The organism is Exiguobacterium sp. s128 (genome assembly GCF_018618815.1).
Taxonomy (GTDB): domain Bacteria; phylum Bacillota; class Bacilli; order Exiguobacteriales; family Exiguobacteriaceae; genus Exiguobacterium_A; species Exiguobacterium_A antarcticum.
Map to the genome: position 1 here is coordinate 48,044 of NZ_JACSMT010000014.1, position 16,142 is coordinate 64,185.

Sequence of the window (16,142 nt, forward strand, 5' to 3'; positions counted from 1 at the left end):
TTAAAATTAAAATGTGAAAAGGTGAACAATGTTTGACAATCTTTTGAAAAAACGCCTTTTGTGCGTGTGATGTTCTATACTGAGGTCAGAAGGAATCCAGGAAAGGAGAATGCGACATGCTTGCTTGTGGGACGACAGAAGCCAATACCTTTGTTTTATCGACGGAGACACGAATGATACTTGAAGATTTCATGACCGAGGTGACTTTCAAAAAGGATGCGATCGTTTGTTGGGAAGGGGAACTAAACGATAAGCTGTTTTATGTGAAGCAAGGCGGTGTCAAATTGTCGAAGTTGACGAAAAAGGGAAGTCCTTTGATGATGTTTTTGTATTTTAAAGGGGACTTATTTGGTGAATTTGATGTCGGAGAGGCATTTCCAAGTTCGTATAGCGTCGAAACGATGGAAGACAGCGTACTTGGTGTCATCCCTAAAAGTAAGTTAGAAGAACTGATGAAACGCGATGGAGTTTTTGCGTTAGAAATCATGCGCTGGCAAGCACTCATGCGAAAACAGTCAGAAACGAAATTACGAGATCTTTTATTATTCGGAAAACAAGGTGCCCTTGCTTCGACCTTGCTCCGCTTGATTGCGATGAACGGAAAACAAGTTGGAGAAGACTATATACTTTCGGATCGACCGTCAGATAGTGAACTCGGACAATTGATTGGCGCACCACGTGAAACCGTCAATCGGATGTTTTCCCAGTGGAAAAAGGACAAAGTCATTTCATCAACCACTACTAAAATCATCATTCATGATGCCAAGTATCTAAGGGACCTATGTCACTGTGAAGGTTGTCCGGTAGGCGTTTGCCGGATTTAATAGTTTTAGGATCAATCCTCTTGTCTTTGAGACAGGAGGATTTTTTGATTTGTTGTATTACAAAATGTGAACTTTATGTGTGTTTTTTAAATGGAAACAGCGAAATTGTCACAACTACTGTGATTTTTATCACGGTTTCTTGATGCGAGTCTTATTTAAAATAAAGGTACATCACCGAGGTGAAATGAGAAAGGGGTTTTACGTCATGAGTACTAAACCGGAATCGAATTTACATGGAACACTGGTCGCCGTCTTCATCGTTGCCGGAGTCATCATCGGCATGTGGGGATCGATTTTTCTATTATTTAGTTCAAGATGAGGAGGAAAGACAATGCATATTCATCGTTTAGAGAAAATTTGGTTAGGATTTGGTTGCGTGATGTTAGCTGTTTTCTTATTGATCATCGGAGTGTCTGCCTTTGCTTCAGGAAATCAGCCACCCTCTGATGCCACATTGATTGATCCAACTCAAGTCGATCAGACAAAACCATTCGATAAGCCAGGACTAAAAAAAATTGACGATAACAAATACGAAGCGGTCATGGTTTCGCAAGCCTTTCAATTCACACCTCAAGACATGGTCATTAAAAAAGGGGCAACCGTTGATTTTCTCGTCACATCAAAAGATGTGGTTCATGGATTTGAAATTGTGAAAACAAACGTCAATATGATGGTCGTACCGGGGCATATCAATTCACTGGAGTATACATTTGAAAAAGCCGGTGACTACTTGATTGTCTGTAATGAATATTGTGGTACAGCCCATCATATGATGTCGACAAAAATCAAGGTGGTGGATTAAATGAATGCCATTTCTAAAAAATTAAAAGAATTTGAGATGGAGCGGGGGATACCTGCGACGGAATTAGGCGTAAAAGAAGCGAAACTAGCATTTGCACATGTCAGTTTTTCGCTCGTCGCATTGTTGATCGGTGGATTATGTGGGTTGTTACAGACGCTTGTGCGGACAGGAGTCATTCCGGAAATCGCCGGAATCGGGTATTACGAATTATTGACAGCACATGGACTGATGCTAGCCATTGTATTTACGACATTATTTATCTTTGGATTATTATTCTCATTTTTAGGCCAATCGTTTGGTCGTTTTGAAGAATTTCCGAGACGACTGGGATGGGTTGGTTTTTGGTTGATGATGCTTGGAGTCGTGCTCGTCACCTGGATGGTCCTTGCGGGTGAAGCCTCGGTCTTATACACTTTTTATGCGCCATTAAAGGCACATCCTGTCTTTTATATTGGTCTTGTTATTTTTGTCGTCGGGACTTGGATTTCTTCCGGTGCGATGTTCCGGATGTACGCTGATTATAAACGGGAACACCCGGGTGTTCATCCGCCACTACAGGCATACATGAGCATCATGACCGTGTTGTTATGGGTTGTTGCGACGCTAGGTGTTGCTGCTACGATTTTGTTCCAACTCTTGCCGTTGTCACTCGGTTGGACGGATAAAGTTGGGATCGAGCTATCACGGACACTGTTTTGGTATTTTGGTCATCCCCTCGTCTATTTTTGGTTATTACCAGCATATATTGTGTGGTATACGGTGATTCCTAAAATTGTCGGAGGAAAGATTTTTTCCGATGCCTTAGCCCGGATGTCATTTTTATTGTTTTTATTGTTTTCTTTCCCTGTTGGCTTTCACCATCAATTATTAGAACCTGGTATTTCAGCATTTTGGAAATACATTCAAGTCGTTTTGACGTTTCTTGTCATCATTCCATCGTTGATGACGGCATTTTCGATGTTTGCCACATTTGAATTAGCGGGAAGACGAAACGGAGCCACCGGCTTATTCGGATGGATCAAGAAGATGCCGTATCGAGATGTTCGATTTTTAGCTCCATTCGTCGGGATGTTATTTTTTATTCCGGCTGGTGCGGGCGGCGTCATCAACGCTTCCCACCAATTAAATATCGTTGTTCATAATACGCTGTGGGTGACGGGACATTTTCATATCACGGTCGGAGCAGCTGTCGCCTTGACGTTTTTTGGAACAGCGTATTGGCTGGTTCCGTTGTTAAGAGGGCGGACACTGACGAAGCAACTCAATCGTATCGGTCTTATTCAAACAGCAACGTGGACGATTGGGATGCTCTTTATGTCAACCGCGATGCATATCTCAGGCTTACTCGGAAACCCAAGACGGACTGGTCCGGCAGCCTATTTTAAAGATTCATTGGTAGCCGACTGGATTCCCTATCACGCTGCGATGGCAATCGGTGGGACGATTTTGTTCATCTCGATCCTGTTGTTTTTATTCGCGATGTTCCAACTTGCTTTTCGGGCTCCAAAAGGAATCGAGGAATTTCCGGTTGCTGAAACAGAAGAAGCGGCGATGCAGACACCACTTTTCTTTGAGAATTGGAAACTTTGGATTTTCGTGACGTTTGCATTGATTGCTTTTGCGTATACGGTCCCGATTTGGCATATGATTGAGAATGCGCCTCCTGGGGCACCTGGATGGAAATTGTGGTGACAGATTGTGCCATACAAAAAACGAACAAATTTCTCCTGTATCTCGGAGGAACTTGTTCGTTTTTTTGGATGGAAAATCTATCACATCGAACTTTTTAAGTATAAAAAAAGAAAAAACGAGTTCAACAATCAAAGGTTATTTCACAATTCCGTGCTTAAAGGCATAAACCACCGCTTGTGTCCGATCGACGACATCAAGTTTCGATAAGATGTTTGAGACATGTGTCTTGACGGTCTTCAACGAAATGAACAGTTCATCGGCGATTTCCTGATTCGCCATGCCACGTGCCATCAATTGCAGGACTTCCTGTTCTCGCTCCGTCAGATCGTCATGCAGGTGGCTCGTTGGTCTTCGTAATCGTTCCATCATTTTACCGGTGACTTGAGCAGCCATGACGGATTGTCCGCTCGCAGTTTTACGGATGGCCTCCGCGATTTCAAACGCACTAGCTGTTTTTAAGACATAACTCATGGCTCCTGCTTCAATGACCGGGTAGACTTTTTCATCGTCTAGAAAGCTTGTGACAACAAGAATTTTCGCTTCTGGCCAGTCTTTACGAATCAATCGTGTTCCTTCAACGCCGTCAACCGGTTCCATGACTAAATCCATTAAAATCACATCAGGCCGATGCTTTAAAGCCAGTTCAGCTCCGACCTGTCCATCTGATGCTTCTGCCACAACTTCAATATCTGCTTGAGTGGACAAAAAGGCAGATACACCTGCACGAACCATCTCATGATCATCGACTAATAACACACGTATCATACTTGCACCATCCGATTTTTTCTCAATTTCACTTCAATTTGTGTACCTTGTCCGGGGACACTGACAAGGCGGATCGTTCCGCCCATCTCTGCCGTTCGTTCGCGCATTGAATTGATACCGTAAGAAGCAAGCTTCTTTTCATCCACGATGAAACCGACACCATCATCGTTCATGCTCAAGATGATCGTATCATTGAATTGACGCAACTCGATATCCATATGTGACGCCTTCGCATGACGTAACGCGTTGGTCAAACCTTCTTGGACGATCCGGAACAGTTCATTTTCAATCGGGCGTGGTAACTCAATTGCTTCGAGCTTCCAACTCAGTTCAGTGGATTGTTTTCTAGAGAGTTCTTCAAGAAGTTGAGTAAGTCCTTGTTGTAAGGTCATCCCTTCGAGTTCAACGGGACGCAACTGCAGCAATAAGGAACGCATTTCTGATTGGGCTGTCTGGGCCATCGTCTCAACGAGATCAATTTGTTTAGCAGCTGTTTCAGGTTGCGTTAAAATCGTTTGTTTGGCAGCGGTCGTCATCATCGAGATTGCATACAGTTGTTGGGAAACGGAGTCGTGCAGGTCACGAGCAAGCCGTTTTCGTTCCTCGGTAATCGCTTGAATCCGGACTTGTTCGATATGTTGTGGACGGGTACTGATTTTTTGGACAGTCTCGACTTGTTCATCAATCCGTTTGCCGATTCGGGATAGGCGTGTCAGCGTGTGGAAATAGGGACCGTTGACAATCGTCACTTCTTTTCCTTGTTCGAGTTCGATGATAGCTGTCGTGACTTTTTTAAAATCACGCCGTAAAAAGAAATAATGAATACTGCCAACCGCTAAAGGGAGTAGTAAGGAGAGACCGATGACAAGCAGGAGGACCGGAAAGTCCTGTTGACGGACGAAAAGTACATGCCAATCGACTTGGCGTGTACTTAAAAATAATAACGTCGTCAAAATGGCGGTCAAAAATCCGGTCATGACTTGAAGGGCGATGACACCAAGTGGGAATTGGTCACGTTTCATATCGATGTCACCTCCACGTTTCCGATACCGAGCATGACATGAATCCGTACTTTTCGTACCGCCTCGTCATATTCAGGAGCCCGGTATTGAATCCGTCGATTGAAAAACGTCGGAATCCGACGGACATCGGTTTTGACGCTTCCGAATCCGATCGACGTATCGAGCGTATAATCGTAACCCGACGGTAACAAGATCCGGACGTCTCCGACGACACCACTGACGACGATCAAGGTTTCGCCTTCAGGCACATAAGCATGAGTCAAATCAATCTCTAAATCACGAACGATGAACTGTTCACTTAAATCCTTTAGGACATAGGGAAGTTCTTGTTGTGTCGTAAACGAATATGCCGGTTGAATTTTGATGCCTTCTTCCTCATACAGACTAGGAGAAATCTTCGAAAAGAAAAATTCTCTGACCGAGTGTCGTGTGACGAGAATGATTCCGAGATATAGTAGGATTCCTGCAATGACGAATCCGATAGCGGCCGAACTCAGAACGACACCAGCTAAGATGATTGTACCAACGACATAAAACAAAATGGCGAGTTTTTCATGATTTCTTTTACGGAAATAGATTCCGACATAGTACAGTAAAAACGGAAACAGGACTCCGAATAACACATTCCCGGCACCTGTCGTCAAATCATAAAATAATCCGAGGGCGAACAGGATCGACACGTAACCGACTAATTGTTTTGTACTTAATCGTCGCACGAGGAATCTCCTTCCTGACATGACAAAGGGAGGCAACGATGCCTCCTTCATCAAAACACTTATTTTTGGAAACGACGTTCGAGTTCGGCAATCCGTGCATCGATGTCATCTTCTGCGATGGTCGCTTCTTCTACCTTCGTTTCATCTTCTTCAACTGTAAATGGATGTTGCTCTTCCTTAATAGTAGCATTTGGTTCACGTTCTAGCACCTGGTTCATCTTTGATTTTAGATTCGAGACGTTTTCACGCATCATCCATTCATACCGTTTGTTTTGTAAATCTTCTAATTTCAGTTTTAATTCAAGTGCTTCCCGTTCCAGTTGGTTCAATTCCCGTTTCGTCTCTTCGATCAATTCTTCAAAGAAACGGAACTGCTCGCCATAATGTTTGGATTCAATTGCAGCCCGTTCGGCAAGCTCTTGTTCGCCTGCTTCTTTGGCGATTTCGACCTGCGTAAAGCGTTTGTCTGCCAACTCTTTGGCTTCATCTTGTTTATGTGTCAGTTCGACGAGTAACGTCCGTTGGCGTTCGAGTAGCCGGTCGATTTCTTTTAGGTCGGATTCAGTCGTCCGAATATGGCGGACCAACTTCTTAGCCGGTGCTTCGCCTTGATCTGCTGCTTTCTTGACTTCCGTCATCATTTGATTGGCAAACTCGTTTAATTGGTCAAATACGTTTTTCATGAAAAATTCCTCCTTGGATGTAAGTTCATTTGTGTGTTTGGGATTAAACGGTCGATTAGTGGCGTTTTTGATCGAGATCCTTCCAATCGGCTTCAAAATGCGTCGAAGTTGTCGAACGACGGCGGGCAAATAAAGTATTTAAATCAACACGTTGCATTTTCATTCGCATGTATCCGATGTAAAGAGCGAGAGCGGCAGCAATCCCGATGATGGCCCAGATGTTAGACAGAGCTAAACCGATGCCAAGAGCGGCGAGTAATCCGAATCCGATTTTTGCTAACACTTTTGATGTTTGGACAAACTTACCGATGGCATAAAATGCTATAAGCGCACCGAGCCCGAGTCCGATCATGTGTGGTAATGTACCGATGACGACAGCGAGAAGGGCGAGACCGGCAAGTGCCATCAAGACCTGTTTTCCTTTTGATTGCTTCATGATGAAGCCTCCTTTTCTTGATACTCTTATCTTACGGCAGCTGAATGTGAATCACGACGCCCTTCGGACCGTAATTCTCTCCGACTTGAGGCGGAGAGTGAAGGTCTGACTTTAGTATGCCTGCTATGTCTGACTTAAATAATATGGTAAAATTCGACTATCAGAAACGAGAGGAGTGGTGTTTGATGAGTGCGACTAGCCACGTAATGAATCAATCTATCGGAGTACAGGGAGGGGTTTCCCTCCCTTAAATCAGAGGAGGAAACCATTTGAACGAATGGGGTAAGTTACCGACAGATGAAGTCGGAACAAATGAACAGTTAGGTCGCGTCACGGCGGTCTTCCAAAAGCAATACCGTGTGATGACGGCTGACGGGGAAACATTAAGTGAGTTATCGGGAAAGATGCGGTTTGAAGCGTTGACGAAAGCAGAACTTCCGGCGGTTGGTGACTGGGTCATCCAATCAGAACGGGAAGTGGGTAAAGGACGCATCGAACGGATTCTGCCGCGAACCTCACAATTTTCCCGAAAAGCAGCGGGGACGGAAATCGAGGAACAAATCATCTGTGCGAATGTCGACGTCGCGTTACTCGTCATGGCGTTTGGACACGATTTCAACGTTCGCCGTTTAGAGCGGTATTTGACGGTCGCTTGGGAAGCGGGGGTCAAACCACTGATCGTATTGACGAAAAAAGGTTTAATCGATAACGTGGACAAACCGCTTTCAGAGGTTGAAGAGATTGTATTCGGAACACCTTATTTTGCCGTGGACTCGTTGACGGGAGAAGGATTAGATGCCTTGAAAGACGTCCTGCAACCGCGAGAGACGATTGTCCTTGTCGGGTCGTCAGGAGTTGGCAAGTCGACACTCGTGAATGCTTTAGCGGGCGAACAACTGATGGAAACGGGTGGGGTCCGAGAAGACGACGAACGGGGACGTCATACGACGACCCACCGGGAACTAAAACGATTAGCCAACGGGTTGTTACTTGTTGATACGCCGGGAATGCGTGAGCTGGGTCTCTGGGACGGGAGCGAAGGATTAGCTTCTACTTTTTCAGACATCGAGATGCTCGCAAAATCATGTCGCTTTCGGGACTGCCAACACGGAAAAGAGCCGGGGTGTGTGGTACAAGCTGCGTTAGCAGAGGGAGAGTTGGCACAAGAACGATGGGACAGCTTTTTGAAGCTGAAGCGTGAAATCGCCTATGCGGAACGTAAACAAAATATTGCCCTTCAAGTAGCGGAAAAAGAAAAATGGAAAAAAGTGCACAAACAGGCACAGGCCCGGACAAAACTAAAATACCAGAAACGCTGATATCAGAACGAATGTCAAACACAAAAGACGAACGATTCCTTTCTCTACTGGATAGAGAGGCGCCGTTCGTCTTTTTTATGAACGATTAAGAATGATCAAAGTCAATCGTTCCCGTCAAATCATCGAGGCGTCTTAGATCGTTTTGGATGGCGTGAAGGTCGCTTGGTTGTTGTTCCCGTAATTGTTTTGTACCGACAGGATGAACGGTGGGTGCTTGATCTAACGTGATTGTCCGGTTCGAGAGACGGTCGTTGAAGTAACGATCGTGTGACACGAACAATAGTTCACCCGGGAAGACGTCAAGAGCGGCTTCGATTTGTTCGCGTGTCGTTAAATCCAGATAGTTGGTCGGTTCATCGAGAATCAACAGACGTGCACCGGAAAAATAGAGGCGTAAGAAAGCAAGCCGGCATCGTTCCCCCATACTCGCTTCGGCAATTGGCTTATAGACATGGTCACGCCGAAATAAAAAACAAGCGAGAAGCGTCCGGGCATCGGTCTCGGAAATCGTCGTGTCCTGCATCAAGGCGTCAAGCAAAGAACCGGAAGTCGGAAGATTCGAAAGCGCCTGGGAAAAATATCCGATTGTCAGGGAAGGGTGGCGTTTGATCGTTCCTTGATGCGGAGCAAGCTCACCTTGAATCAGACGGAGCAACGTTGTTTTCCCGGAACCGTTCCGACCGATGACAGCAATCCGGTCTCCCTGTTGGATGGAGAAGGACAGCTGTTCAAACAGTGGGAGAGTCCCGTAAGAAAAGGAGACAGTATCTAATGAAAGTAACTGCTTTGCTGCAAACGATGTGGCTTCAAACGAAACGTGAACAGACGCGGCCGCTTCTGGTTTGGTAATTCGTTGATCAAGAACATGTTCGAGTTGCTTTTCTTTTGCTTTGAACTTCTTCGCTTGTTTGGCTGCTTTTTTCTTGGCGTAAGGATCCCGTTCACTTGCGTGGGCGACGGCTTGTTGATGCCAGTTTTGGTATCGGGTGATCATTCGTTTTAGTTCTTTGCGCGTTTTTTCCTGTTTTTCATATTGACGTTGTTGAGTCAATAGCTCTTGGTCTTTTTGATGCCGGTATGCTTGATAATTTCCTTTATACCGTGTTGCACAATCTGCTGTCAGCTCGATGACAGCATCCGCCGTTGCGTCGATGAAAGCACGTTCATGTGATACATAAAGAATCGCGGTCGACGTCTGGTGCATCCAGTCGATCAGCCAATCCAACGTGTCAGTATCCAAGTGATTAGTCGGCTCATCCAGCAGAATGAAATCTGGTTTTTGGACCAACAGACAGGCAAGTTGGATACGTGTCTGTTCGCCGCCGCTGAGTGTGTCGAAGGGGTGAGACCAGACGTGTTCGGGTAGTTGAACTTCTTTTAACGCACGTGCTGCATCCGCTTCGAGTGAAAAAGCGTCTAAATCGAGCGCAGCTTGGTAATCTTCAAGCGACGTCGACTGCATTGTCTGTTCCCGTGCCTGATAACGAAGCAGATCGGCCTGTTCGACCAGTCGGAGTGCCGAGTCATTGGAAGAAGTACGGTGTTGGGCGACGTGACCGGGATTTGTATAGACGCGGAAGATATCGCCCGAAGTCGGCTGGGTCTGCTGGAGGATGACGTGTAATAACGTCGTTTTACCCACTCCGTTGGCACCGACGAGGGCGACATGTTCACCCGGATGAATGGAAAATGAGATGTGTTGGAACAACGTCTGTTGAGGAAGATCAAAGCGTAAATCATGAATCGATAAGATTTCAGTAGGCATATTCTCAGCTCCTTAGGAGTTCATTTCAATACAGATGAAATGAAAACACACCATCCGAAAACGAGCGGATGGTGTGCAGGAGTGCAAATCAAAGAAGGTATCTTCCTCATCTAAGGAAATACCGAAAATGAGCAGACTCGTAGCGTCAGTCATCCGCAACGTATTGCGAAAGTGATGAATTCTTTTCATCATTAGACGTTAGCGAGTGTATGCTTCATTTCGGTATTGTACCTCCTGTTCGTAGACTATGTGTTCAGTGTAGCAACTTGTTACGGTCAAGACAAGTAAGAAGTGAGTAATTCTTGGGCTGCAGTTGCGTCTTCTGCGCTAGGGGGAAGGACGTCTTTTAACGGATAGTCGAGTCCGAGCGCCTCCCATTTGTAGACACCTAGTTGATGATAAGGAAGCACTTCGACCCGTTCGACGTTTCCGAGTGTCCGAATGAACTCTCCGGTCTGACGAAGAAACGTCTCCGTCATCGTCAAACCAGGTACAAGGACGTGGCGAATCCAGACCGGAATGTTCCGATCAGCTAATCGTTTCGCGAAAGCAAGTGTATTCGCATTACTTCGCCCTGTCAGAATCCGGCATGTCGCATCATCGATATGCTTGATGTCGAGCAAGACAAGGTCCGTATGGTCTAAAATTTGATCGATATTTTTAGGGACGACGGATCCGGCTGTATCAATGACAGTATGCAGACCTTTTTGTTTTGCTTCGCGTAATGCAGCTTCTAGAAATTCTGGTTGGGCGAGGGGTTCGCCACCAGAAAACGTGATGCCACCACCCGTCGCTTCAAAAAAGGAACGGTAGCCCTCGGCCTCTTCGATGATGGCTGTCGCCGAGACGGAACGACCACATCCGAATTCCCATGTATCTGCATTGTGGCAATACTGACAGCGTAATGGGCATCCTTGCGTAAAAACGATGAAACGAATACCGGGTCCATCGACCGTCCCGCAGGATTCAACAGAATGAATCGTTCCGTGTGTCATGTTCATCTTGTCCTTTCTGAATTAAAGTGCACCATGGAATGTTCGATTGATGACATCGATTTGTTGTTCTCGTGTCAACTTAATGAAGTTGACGGCGTAACCGGAAACACGAATCGTCAATTGTGGATACAGCTCTGGGTGTTCCATGGCATCGAGTAACGTTTCCCGATCAAAGACGTTGACGTTCAAGTGGTGTCCTTTTGAGACCGTTCCACCCATATACCCATCAAGCAGTCCGACGGTATTTTGAATCCGTGTCTGCTCATCTTTACCAAGTGCTTTTGGAACGATTGAGAACGTATAAGAGATTCCGTCTAAGGCATGTTCGTATGGCAATTTTCCAACAGAAGTCAGCGCGGCAACGGCTCCTTTCGTATCACGTCCGTGCATCGGATTGGCTCCTGGCGCGAACGGTTCGCCTGCTCGTCGACCGTCTGGTGTATTACCGGTCTTTTTGCCGTAGACGACATTCGATGTAATCGTCAGGACAGATTGAGTCGGCAAGGCATTTCGATAAGTCGGATGTTTCCGAATTTTTTCCATGAAGAGTTTAACAAGATCGACGGCTATCTGGTCAACACGCGCATCGTTGTTTCCGAATTTCGGGAAATCACCTTCGATTTTAAAATCAACAGCGATTCCGTCTGCATCACGAATTGGTGAGACTTTTGCATAACGAATGGCAGAAAGACTGTCCGCGACGACCGATAGTCCGGCGATGCCACAAGCCATCGTCCGTAAGATTTCCGGATCGTGCAACGCCATCTCGATGCGTTCGTAACTGTATTTATCATGCATGAAATGGATCACATTTAACGTATTGACATAGAGCTCGGCTAACCAGTCCAGTTGACGATCATAAGCTGCCATGACCGTTTCGTAATCCAACACGTCATCTAAGATTAAGTTGGTTGCCGGAGCAACTTGAATTTTAAGTTTTTCATCAATCCCACCGTTCAGGGTATAAAGTAATGCTTTGGCGAGGTTTGCCCGTGCTCCGAAGAATTGCATCTGTTTACCGATTCGCATCGCGGAGACACAACACGCGATCCCGTAATCATCCCCATAGATTGGTAACATCAAGTCATCGTTCTCATATTGAATCGAACTTGAGAGAATCGACATTTTTGCACAAAATTCTTTAAAACCACGGGGGAGTTGTGTCGACCAAAGGACCGTCAGATTCGGTTCAGGCGCCGGTCCGAGATTGACAAGTGTCTGTAAGAAACGGAACGAACTTTTCGTGACGTTCGACCGTCCATCTTCACTCATACCACCAATCGATTCGGTGACCCACGTTGGGTCGCCGGAGAACAGGTCATTGTAGTCCGGTGTCCGAAGGAATTTGACGATCCGAAGTTTCATCACAAAATGATCAACGAGTTCCTGAGCGGTTTGTTCGGTTAAGCGACCGGCTTTTAGATCTCGTTCGATATAGATATCTAAGAACGTAGAAACACGTCCGAGAGACATCGCGGCGCCGTTTTGTTCCTTGATCGCAGCCAGATAAGCGAGATAGACCCACTGGAAGGCCTCTTGAGCCGTTTCGGCAGGGCGAGATAGATCACAGTCATACCGTTTCCCGAGTTCTGTCAGTTCCTGTAACGCGCGGAGCTGCTCATTCATTTCCTCACGATCGCGGATCATTGATTCGGACAAGAAACCACCGTGGTTTTGCAAATCCTGTTTCCGTTGCTGAATCAAGTAAGCTGTTCCATATAAGGCGACACGACGGTAATCACCGATGATCCGTCCTCGACCGTAAGCATCGGGAAGTCCTGTAATGATGCCAGCTTTTCGGGCAGCACGCATTTCAGGCGTGTACGCATCGAATACCCCTTGATTGTGTGTTTTCCGGTATTCACTAAACGTCCGGGTGACGATTGGATCAGCTTCAAATCCATATGCTTCTAGTGCATCATTGACCATCCGGATGCCACCATTCGGATGAATGGAACGCTTGAATGGTTCATCCGTCTGCAATCCGACTACTTTTTCTAGAGAGCGATCGAGATAACCTGGCCCGTGTGAAAGAATCGTCGAAGGAGTAGCGGCATCGACGGCATACACACCACCTCGTGTCCGTTCTTCGCTTGTTAGATTCATGATCTGTTGCCAAAGTGTTTCAGTAGCTTCTGTTGGACCAACGAGGAACTGGTCGTCCCCTCGATATTCTGTCCGATTTCGTCGAATGAAGTCGGCTAGATCAATTTTGTCGATCCATTCGCCTGTTTCGAATTGTTGCCACGCTGGTGTTTTTTCAAGTAACATCGTGAACACTCCTTTGTTTGTAGGGGAAACAGTTCAAGGTCCATCCCTTATGTGAATAGTGTAACAAACATTTCGTGAGAAGAGTTTTACATCCCGGTGAAAGCGTAGAAGATTCCTGAAACGTTGGTACACCAGGCTTTTTTGAAATGTGTATCATTGAGAAGACTAGGGGCGAAAAACAGAGAAGAGGCAGTATGAAGCCATATTTCAGGAACTGTATCACTCGATTGATCAAAAAAGGAAAGAGACAGTTTGAAACGTGATAAAAGTCACATCAGGTTATCTTGTATTTTTATGACGTATCGTTGACAATGAAAAAGGGAATATAGACCGTGGAGGTGCATGAAATGGATTTTTCGATTTTGGAAGACCGTGCCGATTACAGAACAGGTGACTGGCTGACGCTAAAAGTATCAACTGAAGGAACACCACGAACTGGAATGATTACAGAATTTGAAGAGGATGGTTTCTGGATTCGTTTTGAAGATGATTTCGACTTTGAGGATTTCATCGGGTATAAAGAAAGATATTTGGCTCAACTGGTGCGACGTCCAAGTGATGTCAAAACAGATTACCCGGCGCTCAATCGTTTCCCGAAACTTGCGAATGAGCTTCAAGATCGGGTCATTCAAGGGTTTGAAATCTTGTCGGAACAAATAAAAAATGACAATGAAGTGGCGTATCATATCCGGCTTGTTGATGCGGGGAATGAATACACACAGACGTTACGTGGCTTACGTGACGACACGACCGATCAATTTGAATACGTCACAGAATGATGGATAAGAGAGTAGGAGAATACACGTTATGAACTTTATGAAACCTTTTATTACAGAAGCATGGGAACGCGCACGTTTCGAAAAAATGATGCCCGTTCAAGAACAGGCAATTCCGTTATTGCGTGAAAGAAAAGATGTTTTGGTCGAAGCACCGACCGGGACGGGGAAAACATTGGCATACGTCATCCCGGCGCTAGAATTGATTGATGAGAATGAACCCCATATTCAAGTCGTGATTACAGCACCAACACGCGAACTTGTCATGCAGATTCACCAAGTCATCCAATTGTTTGCGCAAGGAAGTGGCATTAAATCAGGAGCCTTCATTGGTGGAGTCGAATTAAAGCGTCAACATGAACGTCTGAAGAAAAAACCGCAGATCATCGTCGGGACACCCGGGCGTCTTGTGGAACTGATCGATTCGAAAAAGATGAAGATGCATAAAGTAAAATTGATTGTACTCGATGAGGCCGATCAAATTTACGAGAGTGGGATGAGTGCATCGGCAACTCGGATCGCGAACAGTGCCCTCCGCGATCGACAGCTGGCATTTATTTCAGCGACATTACCGGAACGAACAGCAGAATGGGGTAAAACTTTATTTGCGAATGAACCGGAACGGGTACAAGTCGAACGTGTCGTCAGTACACAAGTGAAGTTCGGGTACATCGAAATGTCACGTCGTCTAAAACCGGAGTATTTACGTCGTTTGGCGAACATGCAGGGTGCAAAAGTATTGACCTTCATCAACAATCGTTCATTCCTCGGACCGTTAAATGGAGAATTAAGTAAGTTTTCATTAAAATATCGGATTCTCGATGCGGAAAAAGGAAAACGGGAACGGATGGAGACACTTCGTTCATATAAACGGGGGGAGTTTCCGTTACTTGTCACGACAGGTCTTGCTGCCCGTGGACTTGATATCGAGGCGGTCACGCATGTCGTCCATTACGATTTGCCTGAGTCACTCGATGATTTTGTTCACCGTTCTGGACGTACGGGACGTGGAAATGCTTCCGGGATGGTTCTCGCACTTGTCACGGATCACGATTTGAGACACCTGAAAACATTAGCTAAACAAATGGGTGTGGAAATGGAAGAAATGGAAATTTATCGTGGTGAAGTGATTCCGAAACGCGAAATCACGGAACCAGAAACAATCAAACGACCGGCGAACCCACACCGGAAAGGACCGACACGATGAAAAGTGAACGAAAGATAATCCCTTTTCCGACGACTGTATCGGAAGCAGAGATGAACACGGCACTCAAGACGATGTATCAAGAAGCAGCGACAGCGAGAAGTACGGATTGGGTGGCGTTCATTGAAGAAATCGCAACGGAAGGTCGTTGGTATTTAAAAGATGCTGAACTGTTCCGCGATCTATTTGTTGACTGGGCCATCTTTTATGAAACGGATGAACAAGGAAAAACACCGCATGGTCGCTTTTTGGAACAGGTGAAAGAAAATATGTCACCAAGTCTGTATCGTGCATTAAGAGGATTGGCTGACCCCGTGCCTTCTTTATTCCTCGTCGAAGCAGAAGGCGTCGTCGACATCATGTCGAAACAGACCTACCAAACGGATTTAGCGGAGATCGAAGTCGAGACGGGTGACTTATTGATTGGGAAGTTACTTTATATCTCAGGAAAATGGCGTTTTGCGATTGCGTATATGAAGGTCGCCAAAGCACTTGTTCCAGAAGTTCGCATCTTGTTAGCGGACTTTGTAGATGAAGTCGGAGAAGATGCGTTATTACGTCAATATCCGGAATTTTGTGCCGAGCTGATTGATTTGTTGCTCGACATCGAAGAAGGAAACATCGCACCACGTCCGGAAAAATAACAAACGGAGCTGACTCAAAAGTGAGGACGTCTCTCGATTAAAATGAATGAAGGGAGGTGGATTTCCGGTGTTTGATCCGGAAATCCACCTCCCTTTTCCTTTGCGAACAATCAGAATTTGCATAGAAATGGCCGATGATCCCGTGAAAAGATGGGATCATCGGCCATTTGATTGATGGAGGACGGAAACGTTCATCCTCGACTCCTATGGGAAAAGGAAGCGCGATTA

At 45.8% G+C, this 16,142-nt stretch carries 17 protein-coding genes; 8 read left to right on the plus strand and 9 right to left on the minus strand.

Features of this window, described 5'->3' with window-relative positions; translation table 11 throughout:
- The first annotated feature begins 116 nt into the window (after window positions 1-116).
- From KNQ13_RS07535 to KNQ13_RS07550, 4 genes are all read left to right on the plus strand, one after another.
- Entirely contained in the window at window positions 117-824 is a 708-nt protein-coding gene (locus tag KNQ13_RS07535) for a Crp/Fnr family transcriptional regulator (protein WP_014969595.1), read from the plus strand.
- 205 nt (window positions 825-1,029) lie between these two features.
- Entirely contained in the window at window positions 1,030-1,143 is a 114-nt protein-coding gene (locus KNQ13_RS07540) for a cytochrome C oxidase subunit II (protein ID WP_236624399.1), read from the plus strand.
- 12 nt (window positions 1,144-1,155) lie between these two features.
- Window positions 1,156-1,626 (plus strand): cytochrome c oxidase subunit II, encoded by a 471-nt coding sequence (locus KNQ13_RS07545; protein ID WP_014969597.1) that lies wholly within the window; start codon window positions 1,156-1,158, stop codon window positions 1,624-1,626.
- Complete coding sequence (locus KNQ13_RS07550; RefSeq protein ID WP_034774498.1) at window positions 1,627-3,318, plus strand: b(o/a)3-type cytochrome-c oxidase subunit 1; 1,692 nt, start codon at window positions 1,627-1,629, stop codon at window positions 3,316-3,318.
- A 135-nt stretch (window positions 3,319-3,453) separates the two neighbouring features.
- Here KNQ13_RS07550 and KNQ13_RS07555 read toward each other — a convergent pair whose 3' ends face one another.
- Genes KNQ13_RS07555 through KNQ13_RS07575 form a run of 5 tightly spaced genes read right to left on the minus strand, consistent with a single transcriptional unit; the run spans window position 3,454 to window position 6,940 of the window.
- Window positions 3,454-4,083 (minus strand): response regulator, encoded by a 630-nt coding sequence (locus KNQ13_RS07555; protein WP_014969599.1) that lies wholly within the window; start codon window positions 4,081-4,083, stop codon window positions 3,454-3,456.
- Complete coding sequence (locus KNQ13_RS07560; protein ID WP_214773203.1) at window positions 4,080-5,105, minus strand: sensor histidine kinase; 1,026 nt, start codon at window positions 5,103-5,105, stop codon at window positions 4,080-4,082. The genes KNQ13_RS07555 and KNQ13_RS07560 overlap by 4 nt, the downstream gene beginning before the upstream one ends.
- On the minus strand, window positions 5,102-5,821 hold the full coding sequence (liaF, locus tag KNQ13_RS07565) for a cell wall-active antibiotics response protein LiaF (RefSeq protein WP_014969601.1): 720 nt from the start codon (window positions 5,819-5,821) through the stop codon (window positions 5,102-5,104). The genes KNQ13_RS07560 and liaF overlap by 4 nt, the downstream gene beginning before the upstream one ends.
- Before the next feature lie 59 nt (window positions 5,822-5,880).
- Window positions 5,881-6,504 carry a PspA/IM30 family protein gene (locus KNQ13_RS07570; protein WP_014969602.1) on the minus strand — a complete coding sequence of 208 codons (624 nt, stop codon included), beginning with the start codon at window positions 6,502-6,504 and terminating at the stop codon, window positions 5,881-5,883.
- Window positions 6,505-6,559: 55 nt separating this feature from the next.
- A complete protein-coding gene (locus KNQ13_RS07575) occupies window positions 6,560-6,940 on the minus strand; it encodes a lmo0954 family membrane protein (protein WP_026830922.1) in 381 nt (126 codons plus the stop codon).
- A gap of 269 nt (window positions 6,941-7,209) precedes the next feature.
- Here KNQ13_RS07575 and rsgA point away from each other — a divergent pair, with 269 nt between their 5' ends.
- The gene (rsgA, locus tag KNQ13_RS07580; RefSeq protein WP_014969604.1) at window positions 7,210-8,259 is read left to right on the plus strand and encodes a ribosome small subunit-dependent GTPase A; all 1,050 of its coding nucleotides are present in this window, start codon (window positions 7,210-7,212) and stop codon (window positions 8,257-8,259) included.
- Window positions 8,260-8,344: 85 nt separating this feature from the next.
- On the opposite strand, the gene abc-f is transcribed toward rsgA, so the two are convergent.
- From abc-f to pflB, 3 genes are all read right to left on the minus strand, one after another.
- Window positions 8,345-10,024, minus strand: coding sequence for a ribosomal protection-like ABC-F family protein (gene abc-f, locus KNQ13_RS07585; protein WP_026830923.1), 1,680 nt, complete (start codon window positions 10,022-10,024; stop codon window positions 8,345-8,347).
- A gap of 275 nt (window positions 10,025-10,299) precedes the next feature.
- Window positions 10,300-11,019, minus strand: a complete 720-nt coding sequence (gene pflA / locus KNQ13_RS07590) for a pyruvate formate-lyase-activating protein (RefSeq protein ID WP_026830924.1) — start codon at window positions 11,017-11,019, stop codon at window positions 10,300-10,302.
- A 21-nt stretch (window positions 11,020-11,040) separates the two neighbouring features.
- Entirely contained in the window at window positions 11,041-13,290 is a 2,250-nt protein-coding gene (pflB, locus tag KNQ13_RS07595) for a formate C-acetyltransferase (RefSeq protein WP_014969607.1), read from the minus strand.
- Between the two features lie 347 nt (window positions 13,291-13,637).
- Between pflB and KNQ13_RS07600 the strand changes: the two genes are divergently transcribed.
- From KNQ13_RS07600 to KNQ13_RS07610, 3 genes are read left to right on the plus strand one after another with little or no spacing between them, the layout of a single operon-like run.
- Window positions 13,638-14,069: a hypothetical protein gene (locus KNQ13_RS07600; protein WP_014969608.1), complete on the plus strand. Its 432-nt coding sequence runs from the start codon at window positions 13,638-13,640 to the stop codon at window positions 14,067-14,069.
- Window positions 14,070-14,097: 28 nt separating this feature from the next.
- Window positions 14,098-15,273 carry a DEAD/DEAH box helicase gene (locus KNQ13_RS07605; protein WP_014969609.1) on the plus strand — a complete coding sequence of 392 codons (1,176 nt, stop codon included), beginning with the start codon at window positions 14,098-14,100 and terminating at the stop codon, window positions 15,271-15,273.
- A complete protein-coding gene (locus tag KNQ13_RS07610) occupies window positions 15,270-15,914 on the plus strand; it encodes a hypothetical protein (protein ID WP_026830925.1) in 645 nt (214 codons plus the stop codon). The genes KNQ13_RS07605 and KNQ13_RS07610 overlap by 4 nt, the downstream gene beginning before the upstream one ends.
- 37 nt (window positions 15,915-15,951) lie before the next feature.
- On the opposite strand, the gene KNQ13_RS07615 is transcribed toward KNQ13_RS07610, so the two are convergent.
- Window positions 15,952-16,142 (minus strand): hypothetical protein (locus KNQ13_RS07615; protein ID WP_214773204.1); only part of this gene is annotated, 191 nt, incomplete at its 5' end.